Origin of the sequence: Lysobacter gummosus, assembly GCF_001442805.1 — a bacterium.
In the GTDB taxonomy this organism is placed as follows: Bacteria; Pseudomonadota; Gammaproteobacteria; order Xanthomonadales; family Xanthomonadaceae; genus Lysobacter; species Lysobacter gummosus.
The window spans coordinates 5,091,156-5,108,231 of record NZ_CP011131.1 but is presented as its reverse complement, the minus strand read 5'-3'; the positions used below and the strand labels follow the sequence as shown (position 1 = coordinate 5,108,231).

The window sequence follows — 17,076 nt, the reverse complement described above, 5'->3', positions numbered from 1 at the left end:
GCCAGGAGAGTTCCGATGTTGCCCGCAAGCCGCCGTCCGCGCCGTCACCGCGCAAACCGCATTCCCGTCACCCCGCTGTCGTTGGCCCTGGCGGCCGCGCTGCTGGGCCATGTTTCCGTCGCGGCCGCACAGGATGGCGCCGAAAGCACCGACAGCAAGGAAAAAACCACCGAGCTGTCCCGCATCGAAGTCACCGGTTCCAACATCCGCCGCACCGATGTGGAAACCGCTTCGCCGGTGCAGGTCATCAGCAAGCAGGACATCGAGAACATGGGCGCGCGCACCTTGCTGCAGGTGCTCGACAACCTGCCGGCCGCGCGTCCGGCGCAGCAGGATTCGCGCTCGCTGTTCACCGGGTCCGACGGCGCCTCGCAGGCCAATCTGCGCGGCCTCGGCGCGCAGGGCACGCTGGTGTTGTTGAACGGCCGTCGCCTGTCGTACTACGGCGCGCCGGCCGGGTTCCAGACCCAGTTCGTCAACATCGACGCCATTCCCGCCGCGGCGATCGAGCGCATGGAAGTGCTGACCGACGGCGCTTCGGCCGTGTACGGCACCGACGCGGTGGCCGGCGTGATCAACGTCATCACCAAGCGCAACTACCAGGGCGCGGAAGTCAGCATCACCACCGACAAGTCCTCGCGCATCGATTCCTACGGCGAGCACCAGGCCAGCATCACCGCCGGCTTCGGCGATCTGGACGAGGACCGTTACAACGTCTACGCCTCGGTCAACCTGTACCGGCGCGATGCGATCCCGTTGAGCGATTTCTACGACAAGCGTCCGAACCAGTACTACGTCAACAACCCGAACTACCTCAAAAACCTGCGCCTGGGCACCGGCAGCAAGCCGGGCGTGTTCAATCCCGGCAGCTACTTCGCCTTCGACCCGGCCACCGGCGCGCGCCGGCAGGAAGCCGCTCCGGGCTGCAACAACGTGCTCACCGGCGAAGCCGCCGGCCCGCGTTGCATCTGGCAGACCTGGATGAACAACGAGATCGACGCCGGCGCGCAGACCGAGCGCATGACCGGCTACGTCAACGCGCATTTCCTGATCGGCGAAAACACGGAAGCCTTCGCCGAGCTGACCTACACCGACATCGACCTGCGCGCCAACGGCGGCACGCCGCGCGCGTTCGGCAGCACCACCGGCAACCCGACCAGCTGGTTCTCGCGCAACACCGGCGCCACGGTCAACCAGTTCCGGTATCCGTTCCTGGGTCCGAACAACGAATACAACCACGCCAGTCCCGAGCTCAAGGCGATGATGGGCGGCGTGGTCGGCCTGAACTACCTGTTGCAGGACGCCGGCGACGACTACTTCGGCCAGCGCAACACCGACCAGAGCTATCGCGCGCTGGGCGGCCTGCGCGGCAGCATCGGCGACTGGAACTGGGAGACCGCGTTCGCCACCGCCGGCACGCACTCGGTCACCTACCAGACCATCAACGTCAATCTGGAAGGCTTCCGCAAGGCCTTCGGCCCGTTCACCGTCGATCCGGGCACCGGCCGGGTGATCATCTCCGATCATCCGGCGTACAAGTTCGGCGAGATCAGCGAAGCCAACGGCGCCTTGTTGCGCGCGGCCTATCCGACCTTCGACATTCAGTCGTGGACCCGCCTGCATACCCTGGACGGCAAGATCGAAGGCCCGCTGTTCAACCTGCCGGCCGGCGAAGTGCGCGCCGCGTTCGGCTTCAACATCAGCCGCGAAACCTTCTACACCCCCGGCAACGAAGACGCCGCCAACGGCCTGATCACCCAGCAGGGCGGTTCGTGGTTCGACGGCAAGCGCAACACCTACGCGCTGTTCTCCGAAGCGGTCGCGCCGCTGACCGACAAGCTGGAACTCGACGCCGCGCTGCGCGTGGACAAGTACCCGAACTTCAGCGCCAATGTCGCGCCGAAAATCGGCCTGAAGTATCAAGTGCTGCCGCAGCTGCTGTTGCGCGGTACGTACTCGGAAGGCTTCCGCGCCCCCAGCCTGGCCGAGGCCGGCACCGGCGGCGTGTTCGCCCAGCTCGGCGGCTATCGCGACGAAGTCCGCTGCGCCGAGACCAACGCCGTCGCCAACCTGCTGCGTCAATCGCGCCGCAGCGGCGACGTGGACCTGGGCAATTCGCTGCTCAACGCCGACTGCAGCCGCACCGTGGCGCGCATGACCCAGCCCAACCAGGACCTCAAGCCGGAGAAGGCGAAGATCGCCACCCTGGGCTTCGTGTTCGAACCGCTGGACTGGCTGTCGGTGTCGGCCGATTACTGGTTCATCTATCGCCGCAACGAAATCGCCGCGCCGGATTTCAGCAAGCAAGAAGACATCCAGTCCTCGACCCGCTCGCCGATCACCGATTCCGACCGCGCCGCGCTGGCCGCGCTGGCGGCGATGTGCGCCGATCCCGCCAGCGGCGTGGCCTGCCCGGGCACGTTGCCGGGCTACAGCGTCGGCAACGTGGCCAGCGTCGTCGGCCAGTACAAGAACAAGGGCCGCACCCTGGTCGATGGCTTCGACATCGATGCGCGCAGCCACTTCTCGCTGGGCGAGTGGGGCAACTTGAACATCGGACTGGCCGCCACCATCGCGCGTCGCAACCAGGCCTATCTGGACGACGAAAACGGCTGGTACTACGGCAACACCGTGGGTTACTACGGCAACCCGCGCCTGCGCGCCACGATCAACGCCGACTGGAACTACCGCCAGGTGACCTCCAGCTTCTTCGTCAACTACGTCGGCAACACCAAGTGGGCGTACGAGCGCATCGACGAAGAGGACAACAACCCGCAAACCTGCACGGCCGGTTACCTGGCGCTGCCCAAGGCCCAGTGCGACGGCGTGCCGTCGTGGTGGACGGCCAACCTGAGCGTGACCTGGCGTCCGACCGACAAGCTCAACGTCGGTATCACCGTCAAGAACCTGTTCGACCGCATGCCGTTCTACGATCCGAACAGCTTCCTCGGCGACTCCAGCGACTACGCCAGCATCTTCGGGCGCAGCTACAGCTTCACGGTCGGGTACAAGTTCTGAGGGTTCGATCGCGCCGGCACGGTTGCCGGCGCGATCTCGCTGGTTTCCCTTGCGCGATGGGCAGGGCTGCTCGTTCCTGCCGCATCGCGGGCCGATGCGTAGCCGATCCAATCGATGCGCCGGCTCTTCTCCAGGTCGGCGACGCCCTTGCGCATGGCATGGCCGCGCGCATCGAGCCCGATCGGATTCCTCCCGCAACGCTGCGCCGAGCGCTACCGGCGCGCCGCGGGCCGGTTACGCCGGAATCGCGAACAGGGCGGCGAGGCCCGTTCGTCGGTAACCGGCAAAACGAGATTGACAGGTTTGGCCGCCGCGAATAACCTTTAATTACATTTTAAAGGGTTATGACCATGCGGCCCTGGTCCCTGCGGATGTTGCTGATCGCCTGGCTGCTGCCGGCCCTGGGCGCATGCGCGCAAGCATCGGGCCCGAATTTTGGAATCGCGATGTCCCGCTCTGCCACGTCGTCGTCCCCGGACCGCGCCGCCATCGCGGTCATCGATGCGCCCAGCAACCTGGGTCTGCGTCCACCGCGGCCGGGCGTGGAGCCGGGCGTGCGCCGCATGCCCGATGCGCTGCGCGCGGCCGGCCTGGTGCAGCGCCTGCGCGCGCGCGACGCGGGCCGCGTCGAAGCGCCGGCGTACTCGCCCGAACCCGATCACATCATCGGCTTCCGTAACGGCGCGGCCTTGCGCGATTACAGCCAGTCGCTGGCCGATCGGCTGTCGCCGCTGCTCGACGGCGAGGAGTTCGTGCTGGTGATCGGCGGCGATTGCAGCGTGTTGCTCGGCAGCGGGCTGGCGCTCAGGCAGCGCGGCCGTTATGGGCTGGCCTTCGTCGATGCGCATGACGATTTTTCCTATGCCCGCGATCGCAAACGCTACCAGGGCTACTTCACCGCCGCCGGGCTCGATCTGGGCCTGGCGACCGGGCACGGCCCGCCGGCGTTGACGGATCTGCGCGGCCAATCGCCGTATTTCCAGGCGCGCGATGTGGTTCATCTGGGGCTGGTGCTGGAGGAGGGCGATAAGAGCGATTACGAGTTCGAATCGTTCGAGCGCTCGGGCATCCACAGCATCGACGCCCACGCGATCCGCCGCGATGGCGCCGCCGTCGCCGGCCGCGCCGCGCGTTCGCGCCTGGAGGCGATGCCGACGCAGGGATTCTGGATTCACGTCGATGCCGACGTGCTGGCCGAGCGGGTGATGCCGGCGGTGGATTCGCCGAATCCCGGCGGCCTGGATTTCGAACAGTTGCGCGCCTTGCTCGCGCAATTGCTGGCCAGCCCGCAGGCGGTCGGCATGGAGTTGACGATCTTCGATCCGGACCTCGACCCGGATGGACGCCTGGCGAAGCAACTGGCCGAGACGGTGGCGGGCGCGTTCGAAGACAGCGGGCGCTGGCCGTCGTCCGCCGTGGCATCGGCGCGCTGAGGCCAGTATGCAGCGACGCGATTTTCTCGCAGGCGGAACCGCGGCGATGCTGTCGGTGGCGGGGCGTGCGACGGGTGCCGCCGAACTTGCGCCGGCCGGGACCGAGGCGGCGATTGCGCATCCGATCAACGCCGGCTCGCGTTTGTTGTTCATCAGCGGACAGGTGCCGGCCGATGCCGAAGGCAACACGCCAGCACGCTTTTCCGGGCAATGCCGGCTGGCGTGGCGGAATCTCGAAGCGCAACTGGCCGCTGCCGATATGCAACTGCGGCATTTGGTGAAGGTCACGGTGTTTCTTGCTCGATCCGGTGATCGACGGCGTGAACGCGAATTGCGGCACGAACGTCTGGCCGGCGTGGCGCGGCCATCGGTCAGCGTGGTGGTGACCGGGATTTACGATGAGGCTTGGCGGATTGAAATTGAGGCCATTGCGCTGGCTGGGTAAAGCAAATCCCCCGTTCCCCCCCCCTTTTCAAAGGGGGGAACGGCAACAGCAACAGCGATGGCCGCCGCCAGCAAACGAAGGCGCTGAAACTTCGCCCCCTTTGAAAAAGGGGGCTGGCGCCTGCGTAACCCAGTTCAGACGAATCCGGCTGCGCCGGGGGATTTGCTCTGCCCAATCATCAGCGCATCTTCAATCGTCAGCGCCAAAATCCCGATGCGAAGCCCGATAGTCGCGCGGCGCCATCCCCACGGTCGCCTTGAACTGCCGCGCGAACGCGCTCTGATCCGAAAACCCGCAAGCCAATCCGACCTGCGCGATGCTGGCCTCGCCGCGCAGCTCGCGCATCGCCGCTTCGATCCGCATCTTGGTGATCGCCTGCTGCGGCGTAAGCTGAAACACCTTCTGGAAATGCCGCTCCAGTTGCGCGACGGACAATTTCGCCACCTGCGCCAGCGCGGTCACCCGCAGCGGTCCGGCGTAGTGCTGCTGCATGTGCTCGGTGACGCGGCGCAGCCGTTCGTAGGTGGGATCGCGGCCGTCGGGCGAGCCCAGGTCGCGCGACAGCCCGACCAATCCACCGACACCGCCGGCCAGCGGCAGCGGCCGCTTGCCGGTCAGGCACCAGCCCGGTTGCCGGTTCGGGTACAGATGCACTTCGAGCTGGTTCTCGATGATCTCGCCGGCCAGCACGCGCCGGTCCTGGATCGCGTAACGCCCGCCCAGCCGCGCCGGAAACACTTCGGTCACCGCACGTCCGATCACGTCCTCGCGGCGCTTGAGCCCCAGCCGCCGCACCAGGGTGAGGTTGGCGTGGGTGTAGCGGCCGGCGCCGTCCTTGACGAAGAACACCACGTCGGGCAACGCGTCGCACAGCGTCTGCATGAGCTCGGCGTCGATCGCCACCGCGGCGGTGGGCGGGCTGGAAAGGGCAGTGGGCATGCGCGGCTCGCGGCCGGTTCGGAACCGGCGGGATAGGGTCGCCCCGATTATGCCGAATTCCGCATCCGATGCCGGCAAGGACCGCTAGACCCGGACGGCCCGGGCCGCGAGCATGTCGGCATGCACAGCCTAGACATCATCGACTCGCACACCGGCGGCGAACCAACCCGCGTGGTGGTCTCCGGATTCCCCGATCTGGGCGCCGGCACCCTGGCCGAACAGCGCGACCGCTTCCGTGCCGAATTCGACCATTGGCGCAGCGCCATCGCCTGCGAGCCGCGCGGCTCGGACACGGTGGTCGGCGCGCTGCTGCTGCCGCCGCGATCGGCCGACGCCTGCGCCGGGGTGATCTTCTTCAACAACGTCGGCTACCTGGGCATGTGCGGCCACGGCACGATCGGGCTGGTGCGGACCTTGCAGCATCTGGGCCGGATCGGTCCCGGCCTGCATCGCATCGATACCCCGGTCGGCACCGTCGGCGCGCATCTGCACGAAGACGGCCGCGTGTCGATCGACAACGTCGAGAGCTGGCGCCATGCCGCGCAGGTGCGCATCCAGGTGCCGGGCTTTGGCGAGGTCCGCGGCGATGTCGCCTGGGGCGGCAACTGGTTCTTCATCGCCAAGACCGATCGCGAGATATCCCTGGCCCGTCAGCGCGAACTGACCGCGCATGCCGAAGCCATCCGCCATGCGCTGGAAGCGGCCGGCATCACCGGCGCCGACGGAGCGCAGATCGATCACATCGAACTGGAAACCAGCGCTGCAGCGGCCGACAACCACGGCCGCAACTTCGTGCTGTGTCCGGGGCTGGCCTACGACCGTTCGCCCTGCGGCACCGGCACCAGCGCGAAACTCGCCTGCCTGGCCGCCGACGGCAAGCTCGCGCCGGGCGCGCCGTGGCGGCAGGAAAGCGTGCTGGGCAGCGTGTTCGAAGGCTCCTACGTCCACGGCGAGCGCGGCGTGCTGCCCACCATCACCGGCAGCGCGCACATCACCGCTCAGGCGCGGCTGTTGATCGACGAACGCGATCCCTTCGCCTGGGGCATCGCGGCGCGCTGAGCGCGCGCGGCGTCTGCATGACCAGTTACGACCTCATCGTCATCGGCGCCGGCATCGTCGGCGCGGCCTGCGCCGAGTGCGCGGTGCGCGAAGGCCTGCGCGTGGCGGTGATCGAACCCGGCCCGGTCGGCGGCGGCGCGACCGCCGCGGCGATGGGCCATCTGGTGGCGATGGACGACGATCCGGCCGAACTGGCGTTGTCGAATTACTCGCTGCGCCTGTGGCAGCGCTTCGCCGATCTGCCGCAGGCCGAATTCAGCCGTTGCGGCACCTTGTGGGTGGCGCGCGAGCCGCGCGAACTCGACGGCGTCGCGGCCAAGGTCGCGCGCCTGGCCGCGGTCGGCGTGCGTGCGCAGCGCATCGAGGCCGACGAGCTGTATCGCCTGGAACCCGAACTCGTGCCCGGCCTGTGCGGCGGCATGCGGGTGCCGGACGAAGCGGTGGTGTATCCGCCGCGGGTCGCCACGCATCTGCTCGAACTGGCGCGCGGCGGCGGCGCCCATTGCTATCTCGGCCGCCGCGTCGTCGCCTTGACCGCGAACGGCGCGCGCCTGGACGACGGCAGCGAACTCAGCGGCCCGGTGCTGCTCGCCACCGGCTGCGCTCTGCCGCAGTTGCTGCCGCAGTTGCCGATGCGCGCGCGCAAAGGCCATCTGGTCATCACCGAACGCTATCCCGGGCGCGTGCGTCATCAACTGCTGGAGCTGGGTTACGCCGACAGCGCTCATGGCGATGCCGACAGCAGCGTTGCCTTCAACGTGCAGCCGCGGCCGACCGGGCAGATCCTGATCGGCTCATCGCGCGAGTTCGGTGTGGAAGACCGCGCGGTGTCGATGCCGATGCTGCAGCGCATGCTCGAACGCGCCTTCGCCTTTCTGCCGATGCTGCGCGAGCTGCAAGCCTTGCGGGTGTGGACCGGCTTTCGTCCGACCACCGCCGACGGACGGCCCTACATCGGCGCGGCGGCCGTGCGCGCCGACACCTGGGTCGCCGCCGGTCACGAAGGCCTGGGCGTGACCACCGCGCTGGCGACGGCGCAGGTGCTGATCGACCAGATCCTGCGGCGCGCTCCGGCGATCGATCCGGCGCCGTTCCTGCCCGAACGGGTATTGCGATGAAATCCGTGCCGGTGCGCTTGCTCATCGACGGCGTCGCGGTGGAAGTCCCCGCCGGCGCCAACGTCGCCGCGGCGGTGGCGCTGGCGTCGCTGCGCTTCCGGCGTTCGCGCGAAGGCGAGCCGCGCGCGCCGCTGTGCGGGATGGGCGTGTGTTTCGAATGCCGGGTCAGCATCGACGGCGTCGCCCACCAGCGCGCGTGCATGACGCCCGCCCGCGAAGGCATGCAGGTGCACTGCGATGACTGAGGTCTGCGATGTGCTGGTGATCGGCGCCGGCCCGGCCGGACTGGCGGCGGCGCGCGCGGCCGCTACGCACGGCGTGGACGTGGTGCTGGTGGATATGCAGGCGCGGGCCGGCGGCCAGGTCTGGCGCCAGGACGTGCGCAGGCCCGAAGCCTCGCCGGCGCGGAAGAAATTCCAGGCGCTGCAGGCGCGCGCCAACCTGCGCTGGCTCGGCCAGGCGCAAGTGGTCGCCGCATCCCCTGGACAGGTACTGATCGAAGAAGCCGGACTGGCGCGCGAGTTGAGTTATCGCGCCCTGGTGCTGGCGACCGGTGCGCGCGAACTGCTGTTGCCGTTTCCCGGCTGGACCTTGCCCGGCGTGACCGGCGCGGGCGGATTGCAGGCGCTGGTCAAGCAAGGCTGGCCGATCGCCGGCCAGCGCGTGTTGATCGCCGGCAGCGGGCCGTTGCTGCTGGCCGCGGCGGCGACCGCGCGCGCTCACGGCGCGAAAGTGGTCGGCATCCACGAGCAGGCGCCGGCCGCCGAACTGACGCGGTTCGCGGCGCGGCTGTGGCGCTGGCCGGACAAACTCGCGCAGGCCGCGGCGCTGCGCGCGCGGCTGGCCGGCGTGCCGTATCGCGGCGCCAGCTGGGTCTGCGCCGCGCACGGCGACGGTCGCGTGCGCGAAGTCGAACTGGAAACGCCGCGCGGCCGCCGTCGCATCGCCGTCGATCATCTGGCGGTCGGCTACGGGCTGGTGCCCAACACCGAACTGGCCGCGCAGCTGGGCTGCGCGCTCGATACCGGCAGTGCGCATGCGCGCGTGCGCGTCGATGACGATCTGGCCACCAGCGTCGCCGGCATCTACGCCGCCGGCGAAGCCTGCGGCATCGGCGGCGTGGATGCGGCGCGGATCGAAGGCGAAATGGCCGGCCACGCGGCGGCCGGCGCGCTCGACGCCGCACGCGCCTTGCGCGCGCGCCGCGAACATGCGCGCGCCTTCGCCGATCTGCTGCCGCGTCATTTCGCGCTGCGCGCGCAAGTGCGCCAGGCGGCGACGGCGCAGACCGTGATCTGCCGCTGCGAAGACGTGCGCCTGGGCCAGCTCGACGAACACGCCGACTGGCGCGCGGCCAAGCTCGCCACCCGCTGCGGCATGGGCAGTTGCCAGGGCCGCATCTGCGGCGCGGCGCTGACCGAGTTGCGCGGCTTCGCACCCAGTGCGGCAACGATTGCATCGACCCCGGCAGCGCCCGCGCACGGCGCGCGACCGCCGGTTTTCCCAACCCGGCTGGCCAGTCTGGCCGGGCTTTCTTATCCGGCGCAGGACGCGACGGCGCCACCGCGCTGAGCGCGGCCTTCCAATCCGAATCACACAGCTCCAATCCTCATCGCAACGCCCCAACACCGAACCCAAGGATCTGTCCCATGAGCAATGCTTCATTCTGGCGCGGCGTCGTTCCCGCCATCACCACGCCGTTCCACGCCGACGGATCGATCGATCACGAGTTCCTGGCCCGCCACGCCAACACCCTGATCGACGCCGGCTGCATCGGCATCGTCCCGCTCGGCTCGCTCGGCGAAGCGGCGACGCTGAGCTTCGAGGACAAGCTGGCGATCCTGCGCACGCTGGTCGCCGCGCTGAAAGGCCGCGCGCCGGTGATTCCGGGCATCGCCGCGCTGTCCACCGCCGAAGCGGTGCGTCTGGCCCAGGAAGCGGAAAAGATCGGCTGCGCCGGCCTGATGGTGCTGCCGCCGTACGTGTATTCCACCGACTGGCGCGAGATGAAGGCGCACGTGAGCGCGGTGATCGCCGCGACGTCGCTGCCGTGCATGCTCTACAACAACCCGGTGGCGTACAAGACCGACTTCGTGCCGGAACAGATCGCCGAACTCGCCGGCGAGCACGCCAATCTGCAGGCGGTCAAGGAATCCTCCGCCGACGTGCGCCGCTTCGCCGCGATCCGCGCCTTGCTCGGCGAGCGCCTGGACCTGCTGGTCGGCATGGACGACGCCATCGTCGAAGGCGTCGCGATGGGCGCCACCGGCTGGATCGCCGGACTGGTCAACGCCTATCCGGCCGAGTCGGTGCGTTTGTTCGAACTCGCCCGCGACGGCGGCGCGCCGGCCGCGGCCGAGCTGTACGCGTGGTTCCTGCCGCTGCTGCGCCTGGACACCGTGCCCAAGTTCGTGCAGCTGATCAAGCTGGTGCAGGCGCAGGTAGACCTGGGCAGCGAGCACGTGCGCGCGCCGCGCCTGACCTTGCAGGGCGGCGAGCGCGAAGCGGCGCTGGCGGTGATCGAACGCGCCAACGCGCAGCGTCCGGGCCGCTGACATGGGCGCGCGCGAACCGGTATTGATCGAAGGCCGCTGGCAGGCCTCGCGCGACTCGGGCGGCGAATTCCGCGCCTTCGATCCGACCCGCGCGGTCGCGTTCGGCCCGGCGTTTCCGATCAGCGGCGCGCGCGATGTCGAGGCCGCGCTGGCATCGGCCAGCGCGGCCGCCGATCAGTTGGCGGCGTGCGAACCCGAGCGCATCGCGGATTTCTTCGATGCCTATGCATTGGGCATCGAGCACGACGCGCCGGACCTGGTCGCGTTGGCGCATCTGGAAACCGCGCTCGCTATCGAGCCGCGATTGGCCAAGGTGGAGCTGCCGCGCACCACCGGCCAGTTGCGTCAGGCCGCGCGCGCGGTGCGCGAGCGCTCGTGGACGCAGCCGGTCATCGACACCGCCGCCGGCCTGCGTTCGCATCTGGCGCCGTTGCACAAACCGGTGCTGATCTTCGGACCGAACAATTTCCCGTTCGCCTTCAATGCGGTGGCCGGCAGCGACTTCGCCTCGGCGATCGCTGCGCGCAATCCGGTGATCGCCAAGGTCCATCCCTCGCATCCGGCGACCAGTCAGCGTCTGGCCGAACTGGCGCATCGCGCGCTAGTCGAAGCCGGTCTGCCGGCGACGGCGCTGCAGGTGCTGTATCACCTCGATCCCGCGCTCGGCCTGAGTCTGGCCGGCGATGCGCGGCTGGGCGCGCTGGCGTTCACCGGCAGCCGCAACGCCGGTCTGGCGCTGAAAGCGGCCGCCGATGCGGCGGGGGTGCCGGCGTATCTGGAACTGTCGAGCATCAACCCGGTGTTCATGCTCGACGGCGCCTTGCGCGAGCGCGGCGCGGCGCTCGCGCAGGAGTTCTTCGCCTCGTGCACGATGGGCGCCGGCCAGTTCTGCACCAACCCCGGCGTGGTAGTGGTGCCGCGCAGCGCGCACGGCGATGCCTTCGTCGAAGCGGCGGCGGCCTTGTTCGCGCAGGCGGGAGAGGGCGTGTTGTTCTCGCAAGGCGGACGCGATCACTATCAGGCCGCATCGGCGCGCTGGCGCGAAGCCGGCGCGACACTGATCGGCGGTGGCGAGGCGGCCAGCGGCGAAGGCTATCGGGTGCGGCCGACGCTGTGGTCGGTCGATGCGGAGCAGTTCATCGCCGACGCGCGCTTGCGCGGCGAAGTGTTCGGGCCGGCCAGCCTGATCGTGCGCACGCGCGACGACTACCACGACACGATCGCGATCGCGCGCGCGCTGGAAGGCAATCTGACCGCGACGATCTACGCCGCGGCCGACGACGCCTATGTGCAAGGCGCGCTGGCCGCGCAACTGCGACCGCGGGTCGGCCGCCTGATCGGCAACCGCATGCCGACCGGCGTGGCGGTGAGCGCGGCGATGAACCACGGCGGGCCGTACCCGAGCACCGGCCATCCGGGTTTCACTTCGGTCGGCCTGCCGGCGGCGATTCGCCGTTTCGCCGCGTTGCATTGTTACGATCAGATCGAAGAAAGTTTGCTGCCGGCGGAACTGCGCGACCGCAATCCCGGCGGAATCGCGCGTTGCATCGACGGGCGTTGGACGACAGACGATATCGGAGCGAAACCATGAACTATTCCACCCGCCAGATCGGCGGCTTGAGCCTGGAACAGGCGCGCGCGCAACTGGCGCCGTGGCACGAGCGTGCCGCCGCGATCGACGCGGCCGAGTACCAGCGCCGGATCGAACGCGCGCGCGAATGCATGCGCGCGGCCGGACGCGACGCGCTGCTGATCACCGCCGGCACGTCGCTGCGCTATTTCACCGGCGTGCCGTGGCGCGCGAGCGAGCGCCTGGTGGCGATGCTGCTGACCCTGGACGGCGACCCGGCGCTGATCTGCCCGGCGTTCGAGGCCGGTTCGCTGTCGCATGTAGTGAACATTCCCAGCCAAACGCGGCTGTGGGAGGAACACGAAGATCCCTGCGCATTGGTGATCGACACCCTGCGCGCGCGCGGCGCCAGCCGGCTGGCGCTGGACCCGGACGCGGCGTTCGCGATCTTCACCGGCCTGCGCGCGGCCGCGCCGGCGCTGGACCTGAGCGACGCCAGTGCGATCGTCGATGGCTGCCGCGCGCGCAAATCGGCGGCGGAGCTGGCGTTGATGAAGCAGGCCATGGCGATGACCTTGCACGTGCATCGTCTGGCCGCCGGGCTGGCCGAGGAGGGCGTCACCACCGGTGTGTTGCGCCGCTTCATCGATGAAGCCCATCGCGCGCTCGGCGCCGACAACGGCTCGACCTTTTGCATCGTCCAGTTCGGCGAGGCCACCGCGTATCCGCACGGCATTCCCGGCGAGCAGACGCTGCGCGAAGGCGAACTGGTGTTGGTCGACACCGGTTGCTCGGTGCAGGGCTATCAGTCCGACATCACCCGCACCTACATCTGCGGCCGCGCCAGCGACGCGCAGACGCGCATCTGGGACCTGGAACTGGCGGCGCAGAAAGCCGCGTTCGACGCGGTGCGTCCGGGCGTCAGCGGCGAAGCGGTCGATAGTGCCGCGCGCGAGGTGCTCGAACGCGGCGGGCTGGGGCCGGACTATCTGCTGCCCGGCTTGCCGCATCGCACCGGTCATGGCTGCGGCATGAGCGTGCACGAAGCGCCGTATCTGGTGCGCGGAAACCAGCTCGGATTGGACAGCGGCAATTGCTGCTCGAACGAGCCGATGATCGTGGTGCCGCAGCAGTTCGGCGTGCGCCTGGAGGATCATTTCTACGTCACCGACGGCGGCGCGGCGTGGTTCACGCCGCCGTCGGTGGCGATCGACCGGCCGTTCGCGGATTGAGTGCGTTGCGGTTGCGGTACTGACGCAACCTCGTAGGTAGAGAAAGCAGTGAAATCTGTTGTGGGAGGGGCTTCAGCCCCGATGCTTTTGTCTCAGATCGCGATGTCGGATCGAAAAACATCGGGGCTGAAGCTCCCTCCCACAACAAACCTGGCAACATCGGCTGTGATCCGGCGTCGCCTCGAAGCATCAGTTTGTGCATATGCGCGACCGATCAAGGTTTGCGTCGCGCATTCGTGTCGTTCGGCACGTGCCGGCGCCGTTGCCGCCTTGCCAGCATGACCACTCCGCCGCGCGGCCGGATGCCGCGCGCTCTCAGGAGGTTGGCATGATCGGATTCAGATCGTTACCCCGCCGTTGCGCAGATTTCAACGCAATACCGCTTGCCGCTACGGTCCGCGCAAGAGCGCGGCGGTTCGGGTTCGCCGTCCTGTGCCTGCTGTTGTCGGCCATGTTCGCCGGCATCGCATCGGCCGCGCCGCCGAAGTCCTTCGCGTTGCCGCCGACCACCGGGCCGTATCGCGTCGGGACGGTCGAGCTGCATCTGGTCGATCGCTCGCGCACCGATCCCTTCGTCGGCGGCAAGCGCGAATGGATGGTCACGGTGAGCTATCCGATCGCGCCGAACGCGCATGGCCCGCGTGCGCCGTGGATGGAACCGGCGTTGGCGGCGACCATGGACAGCTTCGCCGTGGAGCTGCTCGGGTTCGCGCCGGGCGTGGTGGACTGGGCCGGCGCGCAGCGACCGGCGACGCGGGGCGCCGCGCTCAAGCCGACGCCGGGCGGCTGGCCGGTGGTGCTGTTTTCGCCGGGCCTGCAGTATTTCCGCGAGATCTACAGCAGCAGCGTCGATGATCTGGCCAGCCACGGCTATGTGGTCGCGTCGATGACGCACACACACGAAGCCTTCTTCGCCGCCTTTCCCGGCGGCCGCATCGCCCCGGGCGTGAATCTGGTCGAGACCGTGGAATCGACGCAGATGTGGCTCGACACCCGCATCGCCGATGCGCGCTTCACCCTCGATGCGTTGAGCCAGATGAATTACGGCCGCAATCCCGATGCCGAGCAGCGGCCGTTGCCGCCGGGCTGGCGCGGCGGCCTGGATCTGTCGCGCGTGGGTTTCTATGGCCATTCCTACGGCGGCACCACCGCCGCCGAGACGATGTTCTTCGATCGCCGCTTCGACGCCGGCATGGATTTCGACGGACGCCTGTCGACCACCTACGGCCCGCCGCAGGATCTGCCCTACGGTCCGATCAAGGCCGCGCGCTATGGCCTGGACAAGCCGTTCGTGTTGATGGGCGCCGGCGGCCATTCGCATGTGCCGGTAGAAGGCCAGGACCGCTCGTGGATCGAGTTCTGGAGCAACCAGCGCGGCTGGAAGCGCGAGCTGCAGCTGCGGCTCGGCGCGCATTTCAGCTTCAGCGACTACCCGCCGATCCTGTCGCAACTGGGCGATGCGTTGCCGCCCGGTCTGTTGGAGGCGGCCAACGGCACGGTGCCGCCGGCCGAGTCGGTGGCGGGTACGCGCGCGTATGTGCGGGCGTTTTTCGATCTGCACCTCAAGCATCGGCCCACGCGCGCGTTCGACCGGCCGCATCCGGCCTATCCGAACTTCCAGCCGGTTCCCTGATCCGGCTTGGGCGCCTTTGCCGCGCCGCCGCGCGGCAAAGGCGGTTTGCGGCAAAGAACCGACCCGCGCGAAGCAGGCGGCAGACACTTCAGGCACATGGCCCGGCCCGGGGTTTGCCGCATGATGGCCGGCACCGTCCGCGACCCATCCGAGCCTTGCGATGATTTCGAACCGTTCCCTGTCCGTGCGCGCGCCCCTGGCCGCGCTGACCGCCGCGCTGTCGATCGGCCTGAGCCTGGCGCCGGCGTTCGCCGCCGAACCGGCCGCTGCCGCCATCAGTGCCAGCGCCGCGACCAACGCGACCGGCGAGCGCTTCAAGGCGCTGTACACCCGCGAATGGAAATGGCGCCAGGCGCAGTTCGCCGGCGGCGACGACGAAGACGTGCAGGGCCAGCCGGCCGCGCATCTGCCGCGGGTCGATCCGGCCAGCCAGGCCGCGCGCGAACGTTACTGGGCGCAGGTGATGACCGAGCTTGAGGCGATCGACAAGTCGCAGCTCAGCGGCGAAGACCCGGTCAACTACGAAGTCTTCCGCCAGCAGATCCAGAGCCTGCTGGCCAATCAGCGCGTGCGCCAGTGGGAAATGCCGTTCAACAGCGACAGCGCGTTCTGGACCAACCTGGGTTTCACCGCGCGCCGGCCGATCCGCGATGTCGTCGGCTATCAGCGCTATCTCGGCCAGCTGCGCGATATTCCGCGTTACTTCGACGAGCAGATCGGCAACATGCGCGCCGGCCTCAAGCGCGGTTTCAGCGTGCCGCGGGTGACGCTGACCGGGCGCGATGTGTCGATCAAGGAAGTGGCCGAGGCCAAGCTCGAAGACAATCTGCTGTACACGCCGTTCAAGCAGATGCCGGCGAACATTCCCGCCGCCGAGCAGGCGCGTCTGCGCGCCGAGGCGGCCAAGGCCATCGACGAATCGGTGCTGCCGGCGTATCGCAAGCTGCTGGCGTTCATGCAGAACGAATACATGAAGCAGGCGCGCACCACGCTGGCGGCCGAATCCATGCCCGGCGGCCAAGCGCTGTACCAGGCGAAGATCCGCGAGTTCACCACGCTGGACCTGACCCCTGCGCAGATCCATCAGATCGGCGTGGAGGAAGTGGCCAAGATCCGCGCGCAGATGGACGAGACCATCGTCAAGACCGGATTCAAGGGCAGCTTCCCCGAATTCCTGCATTACCTGCGCACCGATCCGAAGTTCTATCCCAAGACCGCGGACGAATTGATGATGCGCGCGTCGTGGCTGGCCAAGCGCGTGGACGGCGAGATCGGCAACTACATCGGCCTGCTGCCGCGCCAGCGTTTCGCGATCCGTCCGGTGCCGCCGGATCTGGCGCCGTTCTACACCGCCGGCCGCGGCGGGCGCGATGTGTATCTGCTCAACACCTATGATCTGCCTTCGCGTCCGTTGTTCAATCTGCCGGCGCTGACCTTGCACGAATCTTCGCCCGGCCATTCGCTGCAGGGTTCGCTCGCGGCCGAGCAGGAAGGGCTGCCGGATTTCCGTCGCTACACCTATATCTCGGCGTACGGCGAGGGTTGGGCCTTGTACTCGGAGAAGCTCGGCATCGAGATGGGGATGTACGACACGCCCTACGACTACTTCGGTTATCTGACTTATCAGATGTGGCGCGCGAGCCGGTTGGTGGTGGATACCGGTATCCACCACCTGGGCTGGACGCGCGAGCAGGCGCAGGCGTTCTTGCACGACAACACGGCGTTGAGCGATCACGAGATCGAAACCGAAGTCGATCGCTACATCGGCTGGCCGGGGCAGGCGTTGTCGTATTACCTGGGCGAGATGAGCATCGTGCGTTCGCGCGCGAAGGCCGAGCAGGCGCTGGGAGAGGATTTCGACATCCGCGCATTCCACGACGCGATCCTGGCGCTGGGCTCGGTGCCGCTGCCGGTGCTGGAGCAGCGGGTGGATCGGTTTATCGAGGAGAGTCGGGGTAAGGCGGCGGAGAAGAAGGCTAAGGCTAAGTCTTAGTGGGTTGCTTGGGCGGGTGAAGCAAAAGCGAATCCCCCCTGCCCCCCCCTTTTTCAAAGGGGGGAACCCATTCGGGTGGTT

General features: G+C 68.4%; 13 protein-coding genes. 12 read left to right on the top strand and 1 reads right to left on the bottom strand.

The genetic code is table 11. The features are described 5' to 3' along the window. The first annotated feature begins 15 nt into the window (after positions 1-15). The 3 genes from LG3211_RS20715 (at position 16) to LG3211_RS20705 (ending at position 4,896) form a co-directional block, all read left to right on the top strand. The gene (locus LG3211_RS20715) at positions 16-3,018 is read left to right on the top strand and encodes a TonB-dependent receptor domain-containing protein (RefSeq protein ID WP_057944478.1); all 3,003 of its coding nucleotides are present in this window, start codon (positions 16-18) and stop codon (positions 3,016-3,018) included. Between the two features lie 446 nt (positions 3,019-3,464). Continuing rightward, positions 3,465-4,451, top strand: a complete 987-nt coding sequence (locus tag LG3211_RS20710) for an arginase family protein (protein WP_057945647.1) — start codon at positions 3,465-3,467, stop codon at positions 4,449-4,451. 7 nt (positions 4,452-4,458) lie between these two features. Then, complete coding sequence (locus tag LG3211_RS20705) at positions 4,459-4,896, top strand: RidA family protein (RefSeq protein WP_187313061.1); 438 nt, start codon at positions 4,459-4,461, stop codon at positions 4,894-4,896. Positions 4,897-5,085: 189 nt separating this feature from the next. Here the strand turns inward: LG3211_RS20705 and LG3211_RS20700 are convergent, their stop codons facing one another. Then, on the bottom strand, positions 5,086-5,778 hold the full coding sequence (locus LG3211_RS20700; protein WP_083512936.1) for an AraC family transcriptional regulator: 693 nt from the start codon (positions 5,776-5,778) through the stop codon (positions 5,086-5,088). 177 nt (positions 5,779-5,955) lie between these two features. Here LG3211_RS20700 and LG3211_RS20695 point away from each other — a divergent pair, with 177 nt between their 5' ends. From LG3211_RS20695 to LG3211_RS20655, 9 genes are all read left to right on the top strand, one after another. Next, complete coding sequence (locus LG3211_RS20695; RefSeq protein WP_057944476.1) at positions 5,956-6,894, top strand: 4-hydroxyproline epimerase; 939 nt, start codon at positions 5,956-5,958, stop codon at positions 6,892-6,894. Between the two features lie 17 nt (positions 6,895-6,911). Continuing rightward, on the top strand, positions 6,912-8,012 hold the full coding sequence (locus tag LG3211_RS20690) for an NAD(P)/FAD-dependent oxidoreductase (RefSeq protein WP_057944475.1): 1,101 nt from the start codon (positions 6,912-6,914) through the stop codon (positions 8,010-8,012). Then, the gene (locus LG3211_RS20685) at positions 8,009-8,257 is read left to right on the top strand and encodes a 2Fe-2S iron-sulfur cluster-binding protein (RefSeq protein ID WP_057944474.1); all 249 of its coding nucleotides are present in this window, start codon (positions 8,009-8,011) and stop codon (positions 8,255-8,257) included. Before LG3211_RS20690 ends, LG3211_RS20685 begins: the two co-directional genes overlap by 4 nt. Next, positions 8,250-9,584, top strand: a complete 1,335-nt coding sequence (locus LG3211_RS20680) for an FAD-dependent oxidoreductase (protein WP_057944473.1) — start codon at positions 8,250-8,252, stop codon at positions 9,582-9,584. Before LG3211_RS20685 ends, LG3211_RS20680 begins: the two co-directional genes overlap by 8 nt. Positions 9,585-9,661: 77 nt before the next feature. Then, positions 9,662-10,567, top strand: a complete 906-nt coding sequence (locus LG3211_RS20675; protein WP_057944472.1) for a dihydrodipicolinate synthase family protein — start codon at positions 9,662-9,664, stop codon at positions 10,565-10,567. Position 10,568: 1 nt separating this feature from the next. Continuing rightward, positions 10,569-12,158: an aldehyde dehydrogenase family protein gene (locus LG3211_RS20670; protein ID WP_057944471.1), complete on the top strand. Its 1,590-nt coding sequence runs from the start codon at positions 10,569-10,571 to the stop codon at positions 12,156-12,158. Next, on the top strand, positions 12,155-13,369 hold the full coding sequence (locus tag LG3211_RS20665; RefSeq protein WP_057944470.1) for a M24 family metallopeptidase: 1,215 nt from the start codon (positions 12,155-12,157) through the stop codon (positions 13,367-13,369). The genes LG3211_RS20670 and LG3211_RS20665 overlap by 4 nt, the downstream gene beginning before the upstream one ends. A gap of 451 nt (positions 13,370-13,820) precedes the next feature. Then, complete coding sequence (locus LG3211_RS20660; RefSeq protein ID WP_057944469.1) at positions 13,821-15,002, top strand: alpha/beta hydrolase family protein; 1,182 nt, start codon at positions 13,821-13,823, stop codon at positions 15,000-15,002. A gap of 160 nt (positions 15,003-15,162) precedes the next feature. Beyond that, entirely contained in the window at positions 15,163-16,995 is a 1,833-nt protein-coding gene (locus LG3211_RS20655) for a DUF885 domain-containing protein (protein WP_057944468.1), read from the top strand. The last annotated feature ends 81 nt before the right edge of the window (positions 16,996-17,076 follow it).